General features: G+C 37.4%; 21 protein-coding genes, 1 other RNA gene and 1 pseudogene. 5 read left to right on the forward strand and 18 right to left on the reverse strand.

Features of this window, described 5'->3' with window-relative positions; translation table 11 throughout:
* Window positions 1–79 precede the first annotated feature (79 nt).
* The 3 genes from B9N79_RS18290 (at window position 80) to B9N79_RS18300 (ending at window position 3,436) form a co-directional block, all read left to right on the forward strand.
* Window positions 80–1,588: a UDP-N-acetylmuramoyl-L-alanyl-D-glutamate--2,6-diaminopimelate ligase gene (locus B9N79_RS18290; RefSeq protein WP_019394969.1), complete on the forward strand. Its 1,509-nt coding sequence runs from the start codon at window positions 80–82 to the stop codon at window positions 1,586–1,588.
* 84 nt (window positions 1,589–1,672) lie between these two features.
* The gene (locus tag B9N79_RS18295) at window positions 1,673–2,467 is read left to right on the forward strand and encodes an SDR family oxidoreductase (protein WP_040060205.1); all 795 of its coding nucleotides are present in this window, start codon (window positions 1,673–1,675) and stop codon (window positions 2,465–2,467) included.
* Between the two features lie 36 nt (window positions 2,468–2,503).
* Entirely contained in the window at window positions 2,504–3,436 is a 933-nt protein-coding gene (locus tag B9N79_RS18300; protein WP_085118774.1) for an aldo/keto reductase, read from the forward strand.
* 43 nt (window positions 3,437–3,479) lie between these two features.
* Here the strand turns inward: B9N79_RS18300 and B9N79_RS18305 are convergent, their stop codons facing one another.
* From B9N79_RS18305 to B9N79_RS18355, 11 genes and pseudogenes are all read right to left on the reverse strand, one after another.
* Window positions 3,480–4,184, reverse strand: coding sequence for an ABC transporter permease (locus B9N79_RS18305; RefSeq protein WP_040060207.1), 705 nt, complete (start codon window positions 4,182–4,184; stop codon window positions 3,480–3,482).
* Entirely contained in the window at window positions 4,184–5,029 is an 846-nt protein-coding gene (locus tag B9N79_RS18310) for an ABC transporter ATP-binding protein (protein ID WP_046218014.1), read from the reverse strand. The genes B9N79_RS18305 and B9N79_RS18310 overlap by 1 nt, the downstream gene beginning before the upstream one ends.
* Before the next feature lie 190 nt (window positions 5,030–5,219).
* Entirely contained in the window at window positions 5,220–6,272 is a 1,053-nt protein-coding gene (locus B9N79_RS18315; protein WP_048896884.1) for a LytTR family transcriptional regulator DNA-binding domain-containing protein, read from the reverse strand.
* 116 nt (window positions 6,273–6,388) lie between these two features.
* Window positions 6,389–7,003, reverse strand: coding sequence for a PH domain-containing protein (locus B9N79_RS18320; protein ID WP_019394963.1), 615 nt, complete (start codon window positions 7,001–7,003; stop codon window positions 6,389–6,391).
* Between the two features lie 129 nt (window positions 7,004–7,132).
* Window positions 7,133–7,552, reverse strand: a complete 420-nt coding sequence (gene arsC / locus B9N79_RS18325; RefSeq protein ID WP_040060211.1) for an arsenate reductase (thioredoxin) — start codon at window positions 7,550–7,552, stop codon at window positions 7,133–7,135.
* A gap of 15 nt (window positions 7,553–7,567) precedes the next feature.
* The gene (locus B9N79_RS18330; protein WP_040060213.1) at window positions 7,568–8,866 is read right to left on the reverse strand and encodes an arsenical efflux pump membrane protein ArsB; all 1,299 of its coding nucleotides are present in this window, start codon (window positions 8,864–8,866) and stop codon (window positions 7,568–7,570) included.
* A gap of 15 nt (window positions 8,867–8,881) precedes the next feature.
* Window positions 8,882–9,226, reverse strand: a complete 345-nt coding sequence (locus B9N79_RS18335; RefSeq protein ID WP_040060214.1) for an ArsR/SmtB family transcription factor — start codon at window positions 9,224–9,226, stop codon at window positions 8,882–8,884.
* 127 nt (window positions 9,227–9,353) lie between these two features.
* Window positions 9,354–10,679 carry an NAD-dependent malic enzyme gene (locus B9N79_RS18340; RefSeq protein WP_046218015.1) on the reverse strand — a complete coding sequence of 442 codons (1,326 nt, stop codon included), beginning with the start codon at window positions 10,677–10,679 and terminating at the stop codon, window positions 9,354–9,356.
* A pseudogene (nhaC, locus tag B9N79_RS18345) lies at window positions 10,672–12,098 on the reverse strand (Na+/H+ antiporter NhaC). The gene B9N79_RS18340 and the pseudogene nhaC overlap by 8 nt, the downstream one beginning before the upstream one ends.
* Before the next feature lie 141 nt (window positions 12,099–12,239).
* On the reverse strand, window positions 12,240–13,670 hold the full coding sequence (gene aspA, locus B9N79_RS18350; protein WP_085118777.1) for an aspartate ammonia-lyase: 1,431 nt from the start codon (window positions 13,668–13,670) through the stop codon (window positions 12,240–12,242).
* Between the two features lie 39 nt (window positions 13,671–13,709).
* Window positions 13,710–14,696, reverse strand: a complete 987-nt coding sequence (locus tag B9N79_RS18355; protein ID WP_019394956.1) for a type I asparaginase — start codon at window positions 14,694–14,696, stop codon at window positions 13,710–13,712.
* Between the two features lie 190 nt (window positions 14,697–14,886).
* Here B9N79_RS18355 and B9N79_RS18360 point away from each other — a divergent pair, with 190 nt between their 5' ends.
* Entirely contained in the window at window positions 14,887–15,216 is a 330-nt protein-coding gene (locus tag B9N79_RS18360; protein ID WP_040060217.1) for a helix-turn-helix domain-containing protein, read from the forward strand.
* Between the two features lie 264 nt (window positions 15,217–15,480).
* Window positions 15,481–17,049, forward strand: a complete 1,569-nt coding sequence (locus tag B9N79_RS18370) for a catalase (RefSeq protein ID WP_081496152.1) — start codon at window positions 15,481–15,483, stop codon at window positions 17,047–17,049.
* Between the two features lie 76 nt (window positions 17,050–17,125).
* Here the strand turns inward: B9N79_RS18370 and B9N79_RS18375 are convergent, their stop codons facing one another.
* The 7 genes from B9N79_RS18375 to secG all read right to left on the reverse strand — a co-directional run bounded on the left by B9N79_RS18375 (window position 17,126) and on the right by secG (window position 23,413).
* Window positions 17,126–18,124, reverse strand: coding sequence for an inorganic phosphate transporter (locus tag B9N79_RS18375; protein WP_040060219.1), 999 nt, complete (start codon window positions 18,122–18,124; stop codon window positions 17,126–17,128).
* Between the two features lie 412 nt (window positions 18,125–18,536).
* Window positions 18,537–18,728, reverse strand: a complete 192-nt coding sequence (locus B9N79_RS18380; RefSeq protein WP_040060220.1) for a DUF4177 domain-containing protein — start codon at window positions 18,726–18,728, stop codon at window positions 18,537–18,539.
* A gap of 143 nt (window positions 18,729–18,871) precedes the next feature.
* Window positions 18,872–19,228, reverse strand: a transfer-messenger RNA (tmRNA) gene (gene ssrA, locus B9N79_RS18385).
* Window positions 19,229–19,352: 124 nt separating this feature from the next.
* Window positions 19,353–19,820 carry an SsrA-binding protein SmpB gene (gene smpB / locus B9N79_RS18390; RefSeq protein ID WP_019394950.1) on the reverse strand — a complete coding sequence of 156 codons (468 nt, stop codon included), beginning with the start codon at window positions 19,818–19,820 and terminating at the stop codon, window positions 19,353–19,355.
* A gap of 107 nt (window positions 19,821–19,927) precedes the next feature.
* A complete protein-coding gene (rnr, locus tag B9N79_RS18395; protein WP_040060221.1) occupies window positions 19,928–22,264 on the reverse strand; it encodes a ribonuclease R in 2,337 nt (778 codons plus the stop codon).
* A gap of 29 nt (window positions 22,265–22,293) precedes the next feature.
* Window positions 22,294–23,034 carry an alpha/beta hydrolase gene (locus B9N79_RS18400; RefSeq protein WP_019394948.1) on the reverse strand — a complete coding sequence of 247 codons (741 nt, stop codon included), beginning with the start codon at window positions 23,032–23,034 and terminating at the stop codon, window positions 22,294–22,296.
* Between the two features lie 142 nt (window positions 23,035–23,176).
* Window positions 23,177–23,413 carry a preprotein translocase subunit SecG gene (gene secG / locus B9N79_RS18405; protein WP_019394947.1) on the reverse strand — a complete coding sequence of 79 codons (237 nt, stop codon included), beginning with the start codon at window positions 23,411–23,413 and terminating at the stop codon, window positions 23,177–23,179.
* Window positions 23,414–23,531: the final 118 nt, after the last annotated feature.

The raw sequence follows: 23,531 nt of genomic DNA on the forward strand, positions 1-23,531 counted from the left end.
TATTCCCTATATTTCTTGTATACAGAACGCTCTTTCTTCACAAAATAACGTTACTAAATAGATAGCAAGGAGGTAAAACATGAACATAAGGGACGTTTTACAAGACATAGAGTTTTTACTTCAACCTCAAATTCCTCATTTAGAGATTCGCTCTATTTCTTTTAATTCTAAGAAGGTACAAAACGACTCTCTTTTCGTAGCCATCTCAGGCGGACAGTTTGATGGTCATCAGTACATTGAGGATGCAATCAATAGAGGAGCAGTGGCTATTGTTGGGGAAAAAGAGATGAAGTCCCCCCTTCCCGTTCCTTATTTTCGTGTTAGAAATAGCCGTGAATCACTTGCTAAACTTTCTTCGAATTTTTATCATAACCCTTCCAAAAAGCATATGATGATTGGTGTAACAGGTACAAATGGAAAAACGACAACAACATTTATCTTAAAGCACCTTTTTGAAGAACAAGGGTTAAGCTGTACAATGATTGGCTCTGTTATGAACATCATTAATGGAGAAAATCGCCCTTCAATAGCAACAACACCAGATAGTTTAGAACTAAACCGTATTCTTTCTGAAAGTAACGATGATGTCGTCATTATGGAAGTTTCATCACACGCCCTAGCACAAGCCCGCGTAGAAGGACTTGCATTTGATGCTTGCTTGTTTACGAACTTAAGTCATGATCATCTTGATTATCATGGTAGTCTTGAAGAATACTTTTTAACAAAAGCACGCCTCTTTCAACAGCTTAAAGAAAGTGGAAAAGCCATTATAAATATCGATACTAAATGGGGCGAAAGGCTTTTTTCAATGTTACAGCAAAAAAAAGTAAACTCTCTCTCTCTCAGTCATCTTCATGATGCAGATTATAAGATGCTTCATGTTCTTTCTAATCAATGCTCTTCAGCGTTACTTGTTCATCAACACCATGAGGAATTGTATATTCATCTTAATATGCCTGGTGAACATAACATTTACAATGCTGCAATAGCTTATATTACAGGGGTTGAACTTGGTTTAGATAAGCAGAAACTACTTTCTAGCTTAAAAACATTTAAAGGGGTGCCAGGGCGTTTCGAGATGTTTGATTATCATGGAACAACAATTGTTGTAGACTATGCCCACACAGCAGACTCTTTTTCTTATTGTCTAAATGCAGCGAAAACATGTGGAGCAAAAACGATTCGCCACGTCTTTGGCTTCCGTGATGGACGTGATCAATCAAAACGTGCAGAAATGGTTCAATTATCAAGCTCACTTTCAGATGAATATACGCTAACGCTTGACGATTTAATAACAGTCTCTCCTACAGATATGCTCCTTGAGCTAACAAAACTGCAAAAAGAAGCTGGCAATAAGAAAGGAAGCATAACAAAAGACCGTACAATTGCCATTAAAGAAGCTATTGAAAAAAGCACTAAAGGTGACTGGGTATTTGTAACAGGAAAAGGAAATGAACAATATAAAAACACCTATGCGCTTCCGTGTTCTTCAGATATTGAAACTGTTCAATACGTAATAAAGAAAAATAATCATGGTGAAGAAACGCCACAATCCCTTCACGAAGATGATCAACAGTCATTTCTATAAGAACTCCTTTGACGTTTTATAAACTAATCATTCGGGTACACCTGTTGATAGAAGGAAATGAAACGTTTAGGGAGGTTTTTGTGTATGAGTCGATTACAATCTAAAACAGCCATTATTACTGGAGCGAGCTCTGGTATTGGAAAGGCAACAGCAGAACGATTCTCCACAGAAGGAGCAGTCGTTATTTGTGCTGATATTAAAAAAGATGCGGTAAAAGAGGTTGTAGATCATATTAATAAGCAAGGTGGACAAGCATATGCTTACCATCTAGATATTTCAAATCAAGATGAAGTAATGAAGTTTGCTAATGAGATGAAAGAAAAGTTTGGAACAATCGATATTTTATTCAATAATGCTGGAACAGATACAGAAGGTGGAAGGCTTCATGAGTATCCTGTTGAATTGTGGGATAAATTAATGTCTGTTGACTTACGAGGTACGTTCCTTGTTAGTAAATATCTTATTCCACTTATGCTTGAAGAAGGCGGTTCAATTATTAATAACTCCTCTGTGTCAGGCCTTGCAGCAGACCTTGACCGCTCAGGTTATAATGCAGCGAAAGGCGGTATTACGAACTTAACAAGAGCGATGGCCATTGACTATGCGAGAAATGGAATTCGCGTTAACGCAATTGCACCAGGAACAATTGAAACCCCTCTTCTGGATGATTTAATGGGATCAAAAGCAGGAAAGAAATTTCGCGAAGCATATAAATGGGTGGATCCAATGGGCAGACTTGGCACCCCTGAAGAAGTTGCAGGCGTTGTTCTTTTCCTAGCTTCTGATGATAGCTCATATGTGACAGGTGAATATGTGACAGTAGACGGCGGTCATATGGCATACACTTGGCCAGGCAAAATGCTAAACGAAAAGCTCTAAAAGCGTTATAATAAAATCGAAAAGGAGATGAATATAATGACTAAAAAAGTACAAATTGGAAAAACAGATTTATATGCAAACCCAATTGGATTTGGTGCTAATGCTGTTGGAGGACATAACCTTTATCCAAACCTTGATGAAGAAGTCGGCAAAGACCTTGTTCGTACAGCTTTAGACAAAGGAATTACACTGCTAGATACAGCTTTCATTTACGGTCCAAAACGTTCAGAAGAATTAATTGGCGAAGTATTACAAGAAAGAGGGAATCGTAGCGACGTTATCATCGCAACAAAAGGCGCTCATAAATTTGTTGGTGATGACACTGTTCTTGATAATTCACCAAGCTTTTTAAAACAATGTGTAGAGGATAGCTTACAACGCTTGCAAACAGACTACATTGACTTATTTTATATTCATTTTCCAGACGAAGATACGCCAAAAGATGAAGCTGTTGGCGCGCTAAAAGAACTAAAAGACCAAGGTAAAATCCGCTCTATTGGTGTTTCAAACTTCTCTCTAGAACAGTTAAAAGAAGCAAACAAAGATGGCTATGTTGATGTTTACCAAGGTGAATACAACCTTTTCCAACGTGATGCAGAAAAAGAACTGCTTCCATATGCAGCAGAGAACGGCATTTCTTTCGTTCCATACTTCCCGCTTGCAGCAGGACTTTTAGCTGGTAAGTATGACAAAAACACAAAGTTTAATGACTTGCGTGCAGATATGCCTTTATTCCAAGGTGAGAAGTTCCAAGAAAGCCTTGCAAAAGTAGAAAAACTTCGTGAAATCGTCGATAAAAAGCCTCAGGACATGGCAAACGTTGTGCTTGCATGGTACTTAACACGTGATGCGATTGACTTAGTTATTCCTGGTGCGAAAAAGCCAGCACAAATTGAATCAAACCTACAAACATTAAATGTTGAACTATCTTCACAAGAAGTTAAAGCAATTGATGAGATTTTCAGCTAATAAACAAAAACCTGCTTAGAGGACAAGCCCTAAGCAGGTTTTTTTAGTCAAAGCGACGTTTTTTGTATGTGATAATAGTAGCCACAACGGCAACAATAGCCCATATTCCTAATATAGCTATGTTTTTAGTAATATCAACCAATTCGGATCCTTTGCTAAGTTCAATCAACGCCGTTGAAAATTGCTCACTTGGCAAGTATTCTATAATATTTAAGATCGTTTCATTTTCTATCATTAGCTTTATTTGTGATGCCATTCCAAAAACAATTAATATAGGCATACCAATGATAGAAGTTTCCATAACAGTTTTTGACACTAAACCAAGCATTGTCCCTATTCCAACAAACGTAATAATGTTAATAAGCGAAAGAAGAATAAAAAGGCCTAGAGAAGGAATCTCATAATTTGATAAAAGGATACAACCAGCAATAATTAATATGGTAGCAAATGCTGATAAAAGACTTTTCCCAATAAACACCTCTATTATACTTGCCGGAGAAAGCAGTAAGCCTCTTAACGTATTTTTCTCTTTTTCTTCCGCAACCATTGCTGACTGAATAAAGGCTCCAGCAATAACAAAAGCAAAGTTGATGGCAAACAAAGCCCCAACTTCTCCAGCTCCCATTCTGTCATACATGACAGCAAAAACAAGCGGAAGAACCAATGTAACAAGAACATAGCTATTTCGCATTAAGTCCTTCCAATCTTTCATAAAAATAGCTTGAATGCGTTTATATGATAAAATCATTACAGTTCCCTCCCCGTTAGTTTCACAAATAGGTCTCCTAGTGTTGGTTCATTTGAATGAATTGTTAATAACTCGCCTTGTTTCATATAATTATAAATTTCTTTTGCTCCTTCTTCATTTGTTTCTACAACAACCTTTCGCTGTCCTTTTAAAAGCAGGGAAACGGTTGAGTCACTATGTTGACTGCGCAGTTTTTCAGGAGCATCAAAAAGTCTAACTTCTCCATTATGAAGAAAAGCAACCCTATCACAAAGCTCTTCCGCTTCAAGCATATCGTGCGTTGTTAAAAAAATTGTCGTTCCTTCCGCATTTAATCTTTTCAATCCTTTGTGAATATGTTTAGTATTTACAGGGTCTAGAGCTGACGTTGGTTCGTCGAGAAACAATAATTGGGGCTTATGCAAAATAGCTCTTGCCAGTGTAACGCGCTGTTTCATCCCTTTTGATAGTTTTTGAATACGCGTTTTCTTTTCCTCAACTAAATTAACATCAACAAGAACTTCATGAATACGACGTTTATCTATTTCATACAAGTCACAATAAAGAGATAAGTTATCATAGACAGTAAGACGGTCATATAAACCACTGTTATCTGTTAACACACCAATTTTTCTCATATACTGAGGATCTTTTAATTTTTTAAGAGATGTATTAAACACTTTTACATCTCCACCTGTTGGTTGAATCTGCGCTGTAAGGATTTTAATTGTCGTTGTTTTCCCTGACCCACTTGGCCCTAAAAATCCGATTGTTTCTCCTTTTTTCACACTAAATGATACGTCTTTTAAAGCTGTTTTATTTCCAAAAGACTTTACTAGGTTTTTCACTTCGATTACGTTTTCCACCCATTTCGCTCCCTTTCACCAAACCAACTTAAAATGTGGTTTGGTGTATTTGTTACTTTAAGTTTAGAGAGAGATAAGCTTACCTGCATTAAAATAAGGGTAAAAAGAGTATAGAACATCTTAAAAGGAGTCATTTTGAAGGTGAATCAACACCTTTTCAAGGTGAGAACGACATGTTGGGAAGTAAAAATTAGATTCTAAGAATTTGTTTTAGTTCTGTTAAGTTTCCTTTTGAAAGAGGAATCGAGCTTTTTTTGGTATCTTCTAATACAAGGCTATAGCTATTTCTTGTCCATGTAATAACTTCTCGTACTTTTTGTAAATTAACAATATACGAACGATGACATCTAAAAAAACCAAATGGTTGAAGACGATTGAACAGTTCATTTAAAGTATATGTACAAGGAAATACTTCTTCTTTCACATGAAGATATGTTGTCCCTTCATTGCTTTCAACATAAGAAATTTCCGTAGGATCAAAAAGAATAATTTTATCATCCACTTTTGCTGGAATCTTCTCAAAGTTAATCGGGTGGATCTCTTCTACTATTTTCTCTTCTTCCTTTACTTCAGAATCAGAAGCTGCACTTATTTCTTCTATCTCCTCCACAACTTTAATTTTTTTCATTCCATCTTCATTTAGCTTGTATACATGATTTGTAAGAAGCACAGCACTTTCAAAATTACTTGTTGTAATAAGAAAAGAAGTACCTTGTGCTGCAAGCTCTTTAATCACCTGTTGGATAATAAATTTGCTCTCAATATCTAAGTTTTGATCAGGTTCCTCCATTAGGATTAACTGCGGATGATGTAAAATTGTTTTAGCAAGCTGAAGTCTTTTTTTCTCTGAGTAAGAAAGTTTGCCAATCTTACTGTGCCGAAGCTCCGTTAAGCCTGCTTTATGTATATATTCTTCAACGTCTATTGCAACATCATACAGTCGTTTAAATAGCTGCAAGTATTCTTTAACTGTTAGGCGCTCGTACATTCCTTCATTTAATGAAAAGATTCCGATCTTATTAGCTACCTTATGAAATGGGCAAGGGTATTTCTCATCTAAAAGGGTTATTTCTCCGTTCAATACTGCTATTTCTCCACTAAGCATGCCTAATAGGTTCTTTCCCACTTCACTATTGCATTGAATAGCAACAATTTCCCCTTTATCAATATGTAAATTCATTTTTGGAATCGTAATGGTATTTCCCTTTCGTTCTTCAACATTTTTCATACTTAAGATAGCCATATTTCATATACACCTTCCTCTCTTCTATTTGGAAATGTGTTCTCTTTACATAACAAGGTCCACTTTAAAATAAAGTGAACCTTGTTAAGATCTATTCTTCTTTTCAATGAAAGAAATTAGTTATTAATATATTTCTCGTAAATCTCGCCATAATCTTTTAAATGATATTGTTCACGAGCAGATGTTAACCATTTAAATCCGAAGTCTGTTAGATCATGGTATGTTTTAGAAAGGTCATTATCATCTGTTCTTGAATTTTGCAGTACTTGAACTGCTTTATCTAAACTTTGCGAAGCCATGTTTATATAAAGATCATTCTCATACGTAATCTCAGAAATGCGAAGAAGTGCTTTATATAAATCTTTTAATTGATCAATCTGACTCTTTTGGACATCAATATCAAATCTTTCATTTCCAAGCGTGAATTTAATTTCAACGTCCATATCAATTTTACCTGCGGTTTCTAACACTACATTACCAATTTTATGTTGGGTATATGGATAGCGCTTCAATGTTCTCTTTGACGAAACAGCATTTGCTCCATCAACATGGATGATTGCTAAATTTGTGAAGCAATATTCATCAGCTTTTGTTTTAATTAAAAAATAGATTTTTTCATCATCTTCATGCATTACATAGTCGTCTGCATCTGTTTTATCATAGTCAGCAGGACTGATAATTTTCCCAACGTCTGATAATCCTAATGCATCTGAAGCCATCTTTTTAAACATATTTTCGCATCCTTTCTCCTAAAGAGATTGTCGTTGCCTCCCTAATTTTAACAAGTCTCTCCCTGAATGAAAACTGATTTTTCGCATATTTTGTATAAAAAAGCTACGAAGTTGTTCACAGCCTTTTTCCTATTTCCCTTCATTAGAGAACGTTTCTATTCTCTCCTTAATTTCATCGCGAACACGTTGAAAGTAGGCCCATTTCTCTTCATCTGTTCCTTCTGCTTTCGCTGGATCATCAAAGCCCCAATGTTCACGCTTTACATTTGGCGGAGTTATTGGGCATTTATCAGCCGCATCTCCGCAAAGTGTTACAACTAGATCAGCACTATTTAAGATACTTTTATCGATAATGTCAGATGTTTGGTTTGAAATATCTACACCAACTTCTTTCATCGCTTTCACAGCACGTGGGTTCAGCCCATGTGCTTCAATTCCCGCACTATAAACATTCCAACTTTCTCCTAAATACTTCCTTCCCCATCCTTCAGCCATTTGGCTGCGACAAGAGTTTCCTGTACATAAAAAATAAATTGTTTTTTTAGACATGTTTTGTTTCTCCTTTTACGAAATAATGTGTAACCAAAGATACAATCCTAATAAAGTAAAAAATAGCGTTGGAACAGTGAGAACAATTCCTGTTTTGAAATACGTACCCCATGAAATCTTTACCCCTTTTAAACTTAAAACATGAAGCCATAATAAGGTTGCCAACGAACCAATTGGAGTAATTTTCGGTCCTAAATCAGAGCCAATTACGTTCGCATAGATAAGCGCCTCCTTCATAACCCCTGTAGCACTTGTATCATGGATAGCAATGGCATCAATCATGACGGTTGGCAAGTTATTCATAACAGACGAAAGAATAGCTGCAATAAAGCCCATTCCGATTGTTGCTCCAAATAGACCTCCATCCATTGTCCACTCAATAGCCTTGGCAAGAATAGAAGTTAATCCTGCATTCCGAAGCCCATAGACAACAACATACATCCCGACTGAGAAAAAAACGATTGCCCACGGTGCACCTTTTACAACCTTTTTCGTTGATACAAATGGACTTTTCCTTGCAAGCATTAAAAATACAAGAGCCACAATTCCGGCAATAATGGAGACAGGAATATGGATGAATTCACTTGTAAAGTATCCAACTAGAAGAACAGCTAAAACTGACCATGAGATTTTAAACATTCTTTTATCTTTAATTGCTTCTTTAGGGCTTTTTAATACAGAGAGATCGTATGACTTTGGAATGCTTTTACGAAAGTATAAATATAAAACAGTAATGCTAGCTACTAGTGAAAAAAGGTTTGGAATAATCATTCGTGAAGCATATTCAATAAAGCCAATGGCAAAGTAGTCTGCTGAAACGATATTAACAAGATTGCTTACAACAAACGGAAGAGACGTTGTGTCTGCAATAAAACCACTTGCAATAATAAACGGAAAAACAATCTTTTCACTAAAATTTAAATTCCGAACCATTGCCAGAACGATCGGTGTAAGAATAAGAGCTCCTCCATCATTCGCAAAAAGAGCCGAAACTACTGCCCCTAACACCGCTACATAAATAAACATGCGCACGCCTTTCCCTTTTGCGGCTTTTGCCATATGAAGAGCAGCCCATTCAAAAAAACCAATTTCATCTAAGATAAGAGAGATGAGAATAATAGCGACAAATGTTAACGTGGCATTCCAAACAATAGACGTTACATCGATAACATCTTCAAAGTCCACGACACCTGCAAGAAGAGCAACAACAGCACCTCCACATGCAGACCATCCGATAGAAAGATTTCGTGGCTGCCATATTACAAAAATTAAAGTAAGTAAAAAAATAACAGATGCTAAAATTGCGGATATCATTGTTGTTTCCTCCTGCTATTCACAGCAAATATTTAATTCTTTATTTCGAAGCTTGTCTAAGCGCTCTTCTTCATGTGGAAGATGTTTAAGAATAGTGGAAATCCACTCATAGTCAGCACTTTCACTGTTAAGACTATAAAACATCCACTGTCCTCTTCTTTTTTCTTTCACAAGACCAATGTCACGCATTCTTTTTAAATGTTGACTTATAGCAGGCTGACTTATGTCATATAATTCAACAAGCTCACATACGCACCGTTCCCCTCCTTCGAGAACTTTCATTATAGATAAGCGCGTTTTATCACCCAAAATTTTAAGAACTGCTGCTGCACCTTCAATGCTCGGCTCTTGATTCATCATCCTTCTTCCTCCTTTATATAAGCATTCTCTTATATAAAACATCATATAACCATATGCTTATATAATCAACCTGATTTTTTAATAAAAAAACGACGCAGACAAGATTCTACGTCGTTTTTTCGCTTATTTATACGCCTACATAAACGCGGCGTGCTACACGTTCTACTTCTTCTGCTACTTTCTCATGTACTTCCGGTTGAAGCGGATCTGGTACAAGATCTCCATGTTTTGTACAAGAAGCAATTGCTTCTGCTGCAGCAACAAGCATCTCGTGGTTCACTACTTTACTTTTAGCATTAAGAGCTCCTCTAAAAATTCCTGGGAAACCAAGAACATTATTAACAGAGCGTCCATCTGCAGCATATGCAGCGCCAGCTTCTAATGCTACTTCAGGCTCAATTTCTGGTCTTGGGTTTGATAAAGCTAGAATAACTTGTCCACTTCTAACAAACTCTTTTTTAATAAGACCAGGAACACCTGTTGTTGCAATAACAATATCACACGTTTCCATTAGCTCTTCAATGTTTGATGAAGTTTGTCCACCATATTCTTTTAAGCGATTCATTGCCATTTCTGATTTGTCTGTTCCATAAACAGCTTGAACCCCATATGCCATAAACATACGACAAATCGCAACGCCTGCAGCGCCAAGACCAATTTGTCCTACTTTTGCTTCTTTCAAGTCAATGCCTGCGCTCTTACAAGCAGAAATAGCTGCTGCAAGTGTAACAACTGCGGTACCATGTTGATCATCATGCATAACAGGGATGTTTAATTCTTCTTTTAAACAATCTTCCACTTCAAAGCAATGTGGTGAACCAATATCTTCAAGAAGAATTCCGCCAAAACCAGGTGCGATATTTTTTACTGTACGAATAATTTCTTCCGGATCTGTTGTATCAAGTAAAATAGGCACGCCACTAATTCCTGCTAGCTGGTCAAAAAGAGCAGCCTTCCCTTCCATAACAGGCATTCCTGCAACAGGACCGATATTTCCAAGCCCAAGAATTGCTGTTCCATCTGTTACAATTGCTACAGAGTTATTAATGGTTGTGTAGATTTCAGCTTTATCTGGTTCTCTTTCAATAAGGCTACAAACATCAGCAACGCCCGGTGTGTACACACGGCGCAGTTCTGCTAAAGACTTGATTGGCATCTTACTCTTCATCGCAATCTTCCCGCCTTCATGTGCTGAAAGAACTTCGTCTGAAACGGTATGAAGCTTAATGCCCTCTTCTAACCCTTCGATTGCTGTAATAATTTCATTTAACTGTTCTTCTGTTTCTACTTGTACAGTAATATTACGCATCGTATAAGTTGGACCAACTTTTACGGTTTCAACTTCACCGATGTCTGCTCCTACAAGGCCAATTGCCGTTGCTACTTTTCCTAGATTCCCAGGAACAGTAGGTGTTTCAATCATAAGTGTTCGAATCATATGTTTACTAACCATTTGAAACTTTCTCTCCCTTATATCCTTCTGATGAGTTTACATCATTTTCATTATACCAAATGAACTTTCCTGTATAGCCATAAATAAGTGCAAGCCCTAATGCTACAAAGCTAAGCCACATAAATGGTAAATATGCAAATGTCGAAACTCCAAGGATACCTGCCATATATATACCATTATCAGACCACGGAACCATCCCAGAAGTCAATGTGCCCCCCACTTCTGTGTTACGTGATAGGATTCGGCGATCTAGCTTCAGCTTATCGTAACTGTTCTCCATAATTTTTGGAGTCAAGATTAACGATACATACATTGCACAACCTAATACATTTCCTAGAAATGCTACAATTAAAGTTGACAAAGTCACGTTTCCTGCAGATGTTAGTTTCTTTTCGAACGTTGCTACAATAACTTGTAATACTCCTAGCTTTTCTAAGAGACCACCAAATCCTAAACCAAATATAATAACAACAAGTGTATCAAGCATACCAACAATACCACCGCGATTTAGGATACCGTCCATAAACTCTACACCAGTATCAATTGAAAAACCTTTGTAAGCTGTATTGATTGCATCCGCAAAATCCATACCTTGAAATACAGATGCCCAAATAGCCCCTAATAGAGCACCAATAACAATAACAGGCATTGATGGTTTTTTTAATGCTAATAGTACAACAACAATAATAGCCGGAATCAGCATCCAAATTCCTATATCAAAATGTTTTTGTAATGAAGATTTTAAAAACTCTACTTTCTCTGTATCAATGTTTCTTCCGCCATACACAAAACCAGTAATTGTAAACAAGATAGCTGTAATAATATATGCAGGAATTGCCAAGACCATCATTGCTCGCACATGGCGTAGAATATCTACCTTTGAAAGAGATGAGGCAAGTACTGTACTATCAGATAGTGGTGATAGCTTGTCTCCAAAATATGCACCAGATAATACAGCTCCCGCTACAAGCGGAAGTGGCATCCCTAGTCCTTCTCCAATTGCAATCATTGCGATACCTGCTGTTCCAACTGTTCCCCATGATGTTCCTGTTGCAACAGACATAATAGAACAAATGATAAGCGTTGCTAATAAGAAGATACTTGGATGAATGAATTCTAATCCGTAATAAATAAGAGTTGTACAACCCCGCCTGCAATCCATGTACCAATTAAAGCTCCAACAGATACAAGAATTAAGACAGCTTCCAATCCATTTGAAATTCCATCCATAATTGATTTTTGTAAATCTTGATACTTATGACCGAGTCGAACACCTAGAATAATAACGAGAAACCACGATATGAATAATGCCATTTGAATTGGTAAATCAAGAAACACCGTAAATGACAATACAAGCGCAAGAAATGCTCCTAATATAATCACAATTTCAGGTATTGTTGGTAATCTTACTTCCTTCATGCATAATCCCCCTAGTTGAAAATAATAGTAAAACGCTTACATTTAATACTGATGTAACGTATATTACTATACTTCCTCATCCCCAAGCTTGCAACATTTAGTCCATACGTCCTGTATAGACTAAATATTACAATTTTCCTTTTATTCCTTATCAAAAAGCTCTTCCCCAGCAATTCCTGGTTTCGTCATTTCAAAAGGATTTAAAATAACATCAAGCTCTTCTTCTGTTAATACATCATTTTGCAAGCAAAGTTCTCGAACAGACTTACCTGTTAAAATGGCTTCTCTCGCAATACGTGCCGCTGGTTCATAGCCAAGATGTGGGTTTACTGCTGTAATAATACCAACACTTTTTTCCACATACTCTGTCATACGAGCTTCGTTTGCTTGGATTCCTTTCAAGCAATGATCTGTAAATGAACGGAATCCATTGTTCATAATGCTAATAGATTGAAGTAAATTAAAGACAAGCACTGGCTCCATAACATTTAATTCAAGCTGACCTGCTTCAGAAGCTAAGCAAATGGTATTGTCGTTTCCAATCACTTGGAACGCAATTTGGTTGATAAGTTCTGGCATAACAGGATTTACTTTGCCCGGCATGATTGATGAACCAGGTTGGCGGGCAGGAAGGTTAATCTCATTTAAACCTGCTCTTGGACCTGAAGCCATTAGACGAAGGTCATTCGCAATTTTAGACATGTTCATCATACATACTTTAAGAGCTGCTGATACTTCTGTATAAGCATCAGTATTCTGTGTTGCATCAACAAGATGATCCGCTGTCACAAGAGGTAAATCACTAATACGCGCTAAATGTTTCACAACAGATTTAATGTATTTTGGATTTGCGTTTAATCCTGTTCCAACAGCTGTTGCTCCCATATTTACTTCATAAAGGTGCTGACGAGATTGCTTAATCCGCTTCATATCGCGCTCTAAAACGCGGCTATACGCTTCAAACTCTTGACCAAGTCGAATTGGCACGGCATCTTGAAGGTGTGTTCGACCCATTTTAATCACAGAATCAAACTCTACCGCTTTTTTCTTAAATTCTCCTTGCATGTACTCCATCGTTTCAAGGAGCTTTTGAAGCATTTTCAATGTAGAAATATGAATAGCTGTTGGAAAAACATCATTTGTTGACTGTGACATATTCACGTGAGAGTTCGGGCTTAAATGATTGTACTCTCCTTTATTGTGACCTAAAATTTCGAGTGCTCTATTTCCAATTACTTCATTAGCATTCATATTCATAGATGTTCCTGCTCCACCTTGAATAGGGTCAACAATAAACTGATCGTGCCACTTGCCTTCTAGAATTTCATCTGCTGCTTGAACAATAGCATTGCCAAGTCCTGCATAGAGACGTTTCACATCCATGTTCGCAAGAGCTGCTGATTTTTTCACAACGGCTAATGCTTTAATCATTTCTTCATGAATGCGGTATCCTGTAATTGGAAAGTTTTCTGATGCACGCAGTGTTTGAATGCCGTAATATGCATCTTTTTCAATTCTCTTTTCACCAAGAAAGTCTTTTTCTATACGATGTTTTTCTTGAATTTCTACCATGTGTAAAACCCTCTTTCTCCCCTATTAGCTTAAAAATTTTTATAAAACAACATCATCAGCAACAGGTGTTTCCATAATACGCTTAACTTCATGTAAATCCGGAGATTGTCCTAATGCCCACATAAGTTTTGGTACAATAGCTTCTGTATTCATATTTCGAGAACGAATGATAAGATCTTGATTAACACGTCTACCAACTTCATAGATACTCATATCTTCGCCTTCTTCTAAACATTGAGTTGTAATAACAACAACTACCCCACTCTCAACAAGCTCATTAATTTTTTCTAAAATATTGCGTTCTTCAAACGGAATGCCACCGCTTCCATAACTTTCAATCACAATACCTTTGTAAAGGCCTTTTAAAGCATCAAACATTTCAGGTTTTAATCCTGGATGCAATCTTAGCAAAAGAACATCTGTACAAAGAGACGTATCAACTGTAAATTTATGCTGTTCTTCCTTTATTTTTTTGTTGTATTCAATGCCATCTTCATTTATAAACGCTATATAAGGATAATTAATACTTTCAAAAGCATCATAGCTTTTCGTTCTTAACTTAATCGCTCTTGTTCCTTGAATAACGCGGCCATCAAAGACAACATAAACTCCTCCAACACCTTCACAAGCAAAACGAATAGCATCTGTGATGTTCTTCTTGGCATCTGTTTTCTTAAACGTAATAGGAATTTGTGAACCTGTAATAACGATTGGCTTTCTTGCATGCTGAAGCATATAAGAAAGGGCTGCAGATGTATAAGCCATTGTGTCTGTTCCGTGCGTAATGACAAATCCATCATATTCATCGTAATCTTCCTTCACAGCGTTCGCCATCTTCACCCAATCTTCAGGCTGCATGTTTGTACTATCAAGATTCATGAGTGATTTTGTTTCCATCGTGTAATCATTATCAAGCTCTGATACATAACTCAACAGCTCATCTGCTTGTACAGCTGGTGAAAGTCCATTTTCTCCTTCAACTGAAGCAATGGTTCCCCCTGTTGTTAATAATAATAGCTTTTTCATTCCCCACACCTCTTCACCTGTAAATGACTTAATCTTAAGATGATTCACAAAAAACATTCGCTTTCTGCATACTTTTAACTCAATTATAGACAAGGATTTCAGAATTAGCAAGGTAATATTATTCAATTCGCGTACACCTTAAATATCCTTTATGATATAATACTTTATAAGCAAAAGGAGCGGAAAAGAGATGAACTTAGATCGTTTAACAGAATTACGAAAAAAGAAGAAGTGGTCTCTTCAGTACACAGCAGACCGCCTTGGCATCGCAAAAAGTACATACGCTGGCTACGAATCTGGCTATAGACGCCCTTCATTTGAAGCGCTTGCTTTATTAGCCGACCTTTTTGAAACAACTTGTGATGATCTACTTGGGCGCACACCCCAGCATGAACAAATCTCTCTTGAAGTCATAGAACGAAATAAATTAGCTGTTGATGGTAAAACGCTGACAGAAGAAGAAGCCATAGGGGTTGTGGCTTTTGTTCGTGCTAGGAGGGCCATTGAGAAGAAAAGATAATCCATCCTTTACTATGATTGATTTTAGTATCACTCTAATAAAGAAAGGGATGTTCCTTTTGTGGAGCATCCCTTTCTTTGTTTTTATAGATACTTTCTTTTACAAAATAAATAATATTTTATGCATAAACCCCCATCTCTTTGGGGAATACCTTATATGTATGATTGATTATTTTTCCAAGGAGGGATTAAGGTGGAAGATAAGAAGAAGCCAACAGAAAATGGAACTTCTGTAAATGGTGAAGGAGATACACTAGATAAGCGTATGACAGAAGGTGAACATGAAGATACACTCACAACTCGTCAAGGCCATCCTGTTCAAGACAATCAAAACATCCGAACAGTCGGAAATAGAGGACCTGCAACACTAGAGAACTATCATTTCATCGAGAAAATTTCACATTTTGATCGCGAACGGATTCCAGAGCGCGTGGTGCATGCTCGTGGTGCTGGTGCACACGGATATTTTGAAACATACGGGAAAGTTGGAGATGAACCTGTTTCTAAGTATACACGTGCCAAAGTGTTTGAAGGAGCTGGTAAACAAACACCTGTCTTTGTGCGCTTCTCATCTGTTATTCACGGCGGTCACTCTCCAGAAACGCTTCGGGACCCACGAGGTTTTGCGGTTAAATTTTATACGGAAGACGGAAACTGGGATCTAGTTGGAAACAACTTGAAAATTTTCTTTATTCGGGATGCCATCAAATTCCCAGATATGATTCACGCTTTTAAACCAGATCCTGTTACAAATAGACAAGACAGCGAACGCTTTTTCGATTTCTGTAGTAATTCACCTGAAGCAACGCATATGGTAACGTTTGTTTATTCTCCATGGGGAATTCCAGCAAACTACCGTCAAATGCAAGGCTCTGGCGTTAATACATACAAATGGGTAAACAAAGAAGGAAAAGCTGTTCTTGTTAAATATCATTGGGAACCAAAGCAAGGGATCAAAAATTTAACACAGCAAGAAGCAGAAGAAATCCAAGCAAAGAACTTTAATCATGCAACACAAGATCTATATGAAGCAATTGAAAATGGCGACTATCCAGAATGGGAGCTTTTCGTTCAAATTTTAAGTGATGATGACCATCCTGAGCTTGATTTTGATCCGCTTGATGATACGAAAATCTGGCCAAAAGATCAAATTCCTTGGCTTCCTGTTGGAAAAATGGTTTTAAATAAGAACCCAGAAAACTATTTTGCAGAAGTAGAGCAAGCAGCATTTGGAACAGGCGTGTTAGTTGATGGACTTGATTTCTCTGATGATAAAATGCTTCAAGGAAGAACATTCTCTTATTCAGATACGCAGCGCTATCGTGTTGGACCAAACTATTTACAGCTGCCAATCAATGCACCGAAAAAGCATGTTGCAACAAACCAGCGTGATGGACAAATGGCTTACTACGTTGATAAAGCACCTGGACAAAATCCACATATCAATTATGAACCATCTTCGCTAGGAGGATTAAAAGAAGCTCCGCCTTCTGGAAAAGAGTATACGCCACATATTGAAGGAAACCTTGTTCATGAAAAAATTGATAGAACAAATGACTTCAAACAAGCTGGTGAAACATACCGTGCATTTGATGATGTTGAACGAGATGATTTAATTCGTAACCTTGTCGATGGTTTAGCTCCTTGTAAGCCGATCATTCAAGAAAAAATGATTGAGTATTTTACAAAAGCAGATGAAGATTACGGCCGTCGTGTTGCAGAAGGATTAAAAAAGCGCGGAAATACCGATCATCATGGTCCACTAGGCGCAACGGAAACAAAAGAAACAGTTGAGAAAGCAAAAGACATGGGACATGATACAGACTCTTATTAAAAAAAACGTGAGCTTTTACAGCTCACGTTTTTTACTCTCTTATTCCTTATCTATATTTATATGTACGCAGATAGCATCACATCATGATAGACAATACTTTAAAGACAAGTGCCCCTAATAATGCTGTCAATGGTAATGTAATTACCCACGTCAGCACAATACGTTTTGCTGTGCCCCACTTTACAGATTTAAACTGCTGAGCAGACCCAACTCCCATGATAGAAGAGGAAATAACATGGGTTGTACTTACAGGGAGTTTTAATGCTGTAAACCCGAAAATAATAAGTGCTGATGATATATCAGCTGCTGCTCCGCTTGCTGGTGTCAGCTTCGTAATTTTCCCACCAACAGTCTTAATAATCTTCCATCCTCCAATAGACGTTCCAAGAGCCATTGCAGCTGCAACTAAGATTTTAATCCAAAAAGGTACCGCTGTTGAGTTTTGATACCCTGATGTAATCAGTGCCATTGTCATAATGCCCATTGTTTTTTGTGCATCATTTGTTCCATGTGAAAATGACTGCAGCCCTGCCGTTACCATTTGCAGTGAGCGCATTCTTCTATTTGTTTTATACAAAGGCAAGTTTTTAAGTGTACGTTGAAAAATTTTCATAATCAGGAATCCAATAATAATTGCAATAATCGGCGAAATAATCAATCCTTGTACAATTCCCAAAAAACCTTGGTAGTTCAAAATATGAACACCGCCAGCTGCAATAGCTGCACCTGAAATAGAACCAACAAGAGCATGTGAGGAACTACTTGGGATGCCAAAATACCATGTGATTAGATTCCAAAAGATAGCGGAAATTAGTGCTCCTAAAATAACGGCTGATCCGTTGTCCAATGAAAATGGATTAACAATGTCTTTTGTAATCGTTTCAGCAACGCCTGAAAATAATAGGGCTCCGCCAAAGTTGGCACAGGCAGCAATTAGGATTGCTGTCCGGGGTGATAAAGCTCTTGTTGTCACAGACGTAGCAATGGTATTAGCCGTATCATGAAATCCATTAATAAAATCAAATACTAATCCTAATATAATAATAAGAATTAGGAATAAAGGTAGATGCTCGATAGTAAATCTACCTCCTTACTTTTTTATTGTTGTTTGTTGAGGTTGATATCTATATCTTTCCTCTTCTACAGTCAGCAATTCAATCTGGAACATTTTCTTTCTTCAAGACGGAAAGAACAACTAACACTCATGTCTATAACTTTATAGAACACTCATCGTATGCTGCTCTAATGATGTTCCCACATTAAAATTAGTTCAGCAGACATATAAAATCCTAAAATAACTTTTATAAAAAGATATTAACTAAGTTAAGTATAATCTCAACAAATCCTATTTCTTATTTTAACATTATTAAACCTACTATCCTATTTTACTTTTGCAATTTTTTGCTTACTATATTTACTTATTTATTTTTCATATCGAATCATAAAAAAGAAGAGCTTTCTTACAAAAACTCTTCTCTTTCTTGACCTTATTTTGTTTTTTCAAAAATTAGTTCAAAATTGTCAACACTTCCTACAGTTCCTGTTCCAGGGGCAAAGATTTGAACGAAACGCCATCCTTCTTCTGCATTCTGTTGAATAATTTCTCGATAATCCTCTTTTGACGTACTTTTTAATAGTCCATGTTTTAACTCTACTTGTACAAATTTATATTCATACATTAACTTTCCTACTCTCTTTATTTCTATAAACATCATACCGTTTATAGATATATTTTACATTTTATAAACATTAAAAAAGCATAGGCTCTGAACAGAGCCTATGCTTTACTTTTATATAATAAAAAACCACCAAAATATGTATTTGGTGGAGACGGTGGGAGTCGAACCCACGTCCAAAGATATTGATACTTAAGCATCTACGAGCGTAGTCGGCATATTCGCAATTCGCTCTCTCTTATGCCTACCGACAGGCGTCCGAGGAGCTAGTCTGATTAGTCTCTTCTTAAGACCTCAGACGGTGGCCTTAAGCGTAGCCCACTTCATAGTGAACCCTCTACACTTCCACATGGGCGATGGAAGGAAAGGGCCTCTAGCATTATGCTGCTAAAGCGAAATTGTTTTGTTTGCCAGTTATAATTAACTCGACGTTAGTAACGAGGACGATCCCCCCGGCTCGCAACTCAAGCTCAAACCATCCCTGTCGAATCCGTAACGTCCCCATATAAAAGGTTATCGAAACGGGACAACTATAAGTTTAAGCTTAGCTGTCGCTAGTTACTGGCTGTGTTACATTTCTTATTATAGCACATACGTTCTTGAAGTCAAATGTAAACTTTTAGGACTCTACATTTTTTGACGTTCGCGGAACGCACGTTCAACATCGCGTTTTGCTTCTTTACGTTTCAAGTCTTCACGCTTGTCATATTTCTTTTTACCCCTTGCAAGTCCAATTAAAACTTTTGCGTATCCATTTTTCAAATACAGTTTTAATGGAACAAGAGAATAACCTTCTTGCTTCGTATCACCAATTAATTTATTAATTTGTTTGCGATGTAAAAGAAGCTTTCGTGTGCGCAATGGTTCATGATTGTGGCGATTTCCTTGCTCATAAGGACTAATGTGCATGTTATGAAGAAACACTTCTCCATTTTGCACGCGTGCGAACGAGTCTTTTAAGTTAACGCGCCCACCACGAATAGCCTTAATTTCTGTTCCTTTTAATACAAGGCCCGCTTCATATGTTTCTTCAACAGCAAAATCATGACGAGCTTTTTTATTTTGGGCAATAAGTTTCCCTTCTCCTTTTGGCATAAAACACGTTCTCCCTTCAACCAACGAACATCTAGCGTATTATCTATTGTAACAGATTTTATAATCTGCTCTCAACTTATGAGAGGCTGCCAAAGGCAGCCACTCTGTTATTTACGCTTACGTCTCTTTTTCTTTAATCCTGGTGCTCCTTCATAGAAAGCTTTACGCTTTCTCTTCTTTTTGTCAGAAGGCGGATTTGTTGACCATTCTTCTTTTTTCTTACCTTTTGTAGTTGGTCTTGTACGCTTATTATCGTTTTTAATGACTTTCGGACGATCCATGCGGGCACGCTTTTTGCTGCCTTTCATGCCAACAATCACAAAGTCAATTGAGCGCTCGTCTTTGTTTACACTAGCAACTTGGACCTTCACTTCATCGCCAATGCGAAGCACATTTCCTGTTCGCTCTCCGATCATAGCAAAGTTACGCTCATCATAATGATAGTAATCATCAGACAAGTCACTTACATGAACAAGCCCTTCAATTGTGTTAGAAAGCTCAACAAAGATACCAAATTTGGTTACTGAACTAATAATTCCTTCGAATTCTTCTCCAACCTTGTCTGCCATGAATTCTGCTTTCTTGAGGTCATCTGTTTCACGCTCTGCATCAACTGCACGACGCTCACGATCTGATGTATGTTTCGCAATCTCTGGCAGACGCTCTTGCCACTTCTCTTGTGTTGCACTATCTACTTGATTTTGAACTAAATACGTTCGAATAAGACGATGAACAATCAAGTCTGGATAACGACGGATTGGTGACGTAAAGTGTGTATAAAACTCTGTTGAAAGACCGAAATGACCTAGGCTCTCATGAGAGTAGCGTGCTTGTTGCATAGAACGAAGCATTACAGTTGAAATAACCATTTCTTCTGGGCTTCCTTGTACAGCCTCTAACACTTCTTGAAGTGCACGTGGATGGATTGAGTTTCCTGTTCCTTTAACGGCATACCCAAAGTTTGTAATAAACTCTAAGAAACGGTTGAGCTTATCTTCTTTTGGATCTTCATGAACTCGGTACATGAACGGGATATTCATCCAATGGAAGTGCTCTGCTACTGTCTCATTTGCTAGAAGCATAAACTCTTCAATCAGTTTTTCTCCTACTGAACGCTCATACAATCGAACATCGCTTGGATGCCCTTCTTCATCTACAAGAACTTTTGCTTCTTTAAAGTCAAAATCAATGGCCCCACGGTCCATTCGTTTTTGTCGTAGGATAGCAGCCAGCTTTTCCATATCTTCAAACATCGGGACAAGTGGCTCATATTTAGCACGAAGTTCTTCATCTTTATCTACAAGAATCTTGTTTACATCTGAATAAGTCATTCGTTCCGTTGTCTTAATCACACTTTGGAAGATTTCATGCTTTACAACTTCTCCCTTTGCGTTTACTTCCATTTCACATGAAAGCGTAAGACGATCAACTTTCGGATTCAATGAACAAATTCCATTTGAAAGGCGATGAGGAATCATTGGAATTACGCGATCTACTAAATAAACGCTTGTTCCGCGGTCAGCTGCTTCTACATCAATGGGCGATCCTTCTGTAACATAGTGACTAACGTCTGCGATATGAACCCCTAACTTATAGTTTCCATTCTCAAGTTCTGTAACGGTAACTGCATCATCTAAGTCCTTAGCATCTGCGCCGTCAATTGTTACAATTGTTTCGTTACGAAGATCACGACGGTCTTTTAAATCACTTTCAGCAATTGTATCTGGAACATCGTTCGCTTGATCAATAACCTCATCAGGGAATTCAACAACAATGCCATATTTATGAATAATAGAAAGAATATCAACTCCAGGGTCGTTTTTATGACCAAGAATCTCTTTGACTTCTCCTTCTGCATTCATGCGGTTATCAGGATAGCTTGTTAGCTTTACGATAACTTTATGGCCGTCAATCGCTCCATTTTGAGCATTTTTTGGAATAAAAATATCACTCTTGAACTTTTTGTCATCTGGTACTACAAAACCGAATCCTTTGCTCTGTTCATATGTACCGACGATTTCTTGGACCCCTCGCTCAAGAACCTTCATAACGGCTCCTTCACGTCTTGCTCCTGATTTTTCTACAGTAATACGAACAAGAACCGTATCGCCATGTAGAGCATTCCCTGAATCACCTGGTGGAATAAACACATCTTGTTCAATTGTGGCATCTTCAGGACGGACAAATGCAAATCCTTTTGCATGACCGATTAATTTACCTCTTACTAAATTCATTCGCTCAGGTAAACCGTAGCGGTTTGTTCTTGAACGAACGATAAGTCCCTTCTCTTCCATTTCTACAAGAGCACGGACAAATGTTTTGAATTCAGATGAATCTTCAATGCCGAATACTTCTTCAAGCTCTTTCGTTGTTAATGGTTTATAGCTTTCTTCTCGCATATAGGCAAGAAGACGATCAATATGGTTTTGAATGTTTTGATCCATTGTCAACCTCCTTGTTTTCAATATTTGGTCTACCAGTCTAATGACTCCAAGAAGTTATATACATCTTCATGAAGTACATCACGTTCTTTATCTAATGTGATAACATGGCCTGACTCTTCATACCATTTAATGTCTTTCTTTGTTGATTCTACTTCGTTATAAATAATATTGGCACTGTCCGTATTAATCATATGATCATGACGCGCTTGTGCAACAAACGTTGGAGCATATACCATATCCACATTATGACGAACATCTGAAATCAATTCTTGTAATGCTTTTAGGGTTTCCATTGGTGCCTTCTTAAATTCCTGCATTTCATTCTCAATTTCTTCTTCTGTTTTTCCTTGGCGTTTCTTAAATTCACGAGCATATTCTAGAACACCATTGTACATTACTTCTTCACTTTTAATATACATTGGAGCACACATGGGCACTATACCCTTTACAGGTACAGTGTAACCTAATTTCAGCGAAAATACGCCGCCAAGTGAAAGACCTGCTACTGCAATATCATCAAAGCCTTTTTCCTTTAGGAAATTATACCCCTCCATCACGTCTTTCCACCAATCATCAGGACCTGTGTGAACTAGTTCTTCAGGAGGAACCCCGTGTCCTTTATATTGAGGAGCATGGCATGTATAACCACGCTTTTCTAAGTAACGACCAAGCATCCGAACATCTGCTGAATTGCCTGTAAATCCATGCAGTAAGAGAACTGCTTTATCTCCGCCTTCAAATGTAAATGGTTTTGGTAACGTAATCTTCATTATGTATCTGCTCTCCTTCTTCTTGCGATAGTGATTTTCTACCTGTCTATTTAAAAATTCCCTTATATGGTCTTTCTTAATCATAATCTAAACAAGCGTTTATTTAAACAAAAAAGGACCAGCTTATAATAAGCTCGCCCATTTAAAACTTACCGTATGACACTAAAAGTGTAAGAACAAAGAATAAAACAGAAAGAACAACTGTGATGCGGTGTAGAACAGCATCAATACCACGGGCTTTCTGTTTCCCAAAAAGTTGCTCTGCTCCTCCTGAAATTGCACCTGAAAGTCCAGTACTTTTACTTGACTGAAGAAGTACAACAATAATTAGTGCGATAGCTACGATAATGAGTAATGTCATAAGAACTGTATGAAGCATTTATAAAACACCTCCCGGTTAAACACACGTTTCCAATATTTTAAATTTATCATAAAAACAATAGGGTTACAAGGATAGAGAAAACATGTTAACAATACGTTAACAAAAGTGCTTATAA

This window comes from Priestia filamentosa (genome assembly GCF_900177535.1).
GTDB classification, from domain to species: Bacteria; Bacillota; Bacilli; order Bacillales; family Bacillaceae_H; genus Bacillus_I; species Bacillus_I filamentosa.

Bases quoted from the DNA above. Each gene is read 5' to 3' on its own strand.
- B9N79_RS18290 (WP_019394969.1), top strand. From the start codon at position 80: ATGAACATAAGGGACGTTTTACAAGACATAGAGTTTTTACTTCAACCT.
- B9N79_RS18295 (WP_040060205.1), top strand. From the start codon at position 1,673: ATGAGTCGATTACAATCTAAAACAGCCATTATTACTGGAGCGAGCTCT.
- B9N79_RS18300 (WP_085118774.1), top strand. From the start codon at position 2,504: ATGACTAAAAAAGTACAAATTGGAAAAACAGATTTATATGCAAACCCA.
- B9N79_RS18305 (WP_040060207.1), bottom strand. From the start codon at position 4,184: ATGATTTTATCATATAAACGCATTCAAGCTATTTTTATGAAAGATTGG.
- B9N79_RS18315 (WP_048896884.1), bottom strand. From the start codon at position 6,272: ATGGCTATCTTAAGTATGAAAAATGTTGAAGAACGAAAGGGAAATACC.
- B9N79_RS18320 (WP_019394963.1), bottom strand. From the start codon at position 7,003: ATGTTTAAAAAGATGGCTTCAGATGCATTAGGATTATCAGACGTTGGG.
- arsC (WP_040060211.1), bottom strand. From the start codon at position 7,552: ATGTCTAAAAAAACAATTTATTTTTTATGTACAGGAAACTCTTGTCGC.
- B9N79_RS18330 (WP_040060213.1), bottom strand. From the start codon at position 8,866: ATGATATCCGCAATTTTAGCATCTGTTATTTTTTTACTTACTTTAATT.
- B9N79_RS18335 (WP_040060214.1), bottom strand. From the start codon at position 9,226: ATGATGAATCAAGAGCCGAGCATTGAAGGTGCAGCAGCAGTTCTTAAA.
- B9N79_RS18340 (WP_046218015.1), bottom strand. From the start codon at position 10,679: ATGGTTAGTAAACATATGATTCGAACACTTATGATTGAAACACCTACT.
- aspA (WP_085118777.1), bottom strand. From the start codon at position 13,670: ATGGTAGAAATTCAAGAAAAACATCGTATAGAAAAAGACTTTCTTGGT.
- B9N79_RS18355 (WP_019394956.1), bottom strand. From the start codon at position 14,696: ATGAAAAAGCTATTATTATTAACAACAGGGGGAACCATTGCTTCAGTT.
- B9N79_RS18360 (WP_040060217.1), top strand. From the start codon at position 14,887: ATGAACTTAGATCGTTTAACAGAATTACGAAAAAAGAAGAAGTGGTCT.
- B9N79_RS18370 (WP_081496152.1), top strand. From the start codon at position 15,481: ATGACAGAAGGTGAACATGAAGATACACTCACAACTCGTCAAGGCCAT.
- B9N79_RS18380 (WP_040060220.1), bottom strand. From the start codon at position 18,728: ATGTATGAATATAAATTTGTACAAGTAGAGTTAAAACATGGACTATTA.
- smpB (WP_019394950.1), bottom strand. From the start codon at position 19,820: ATGCCAAAAGGAGAAGGGAAACTTATTGCCCAAAATAAAAAAGCTCGT.
- rnr (WP_040060221.1), bottom strand. From the start codon at position 22,264: ATGGATCAAAACATTCAAAACCATATTGATCGTCTTCTTGCCTATATG.
- B9N79_RS18400 (WP_019394948.1), bottom strand. From the start codon at position 23,034: ATGAAGATTACGTTACCAAAACCATTTACATTTGAAGGCGGAGATAAA.
- secG (WP_019394947.1), bottom strand. From the start codon at position 23,413: ATGCTTCATACAGTTCTTATGACATTACTCATTATCGTAGCTATCGCA.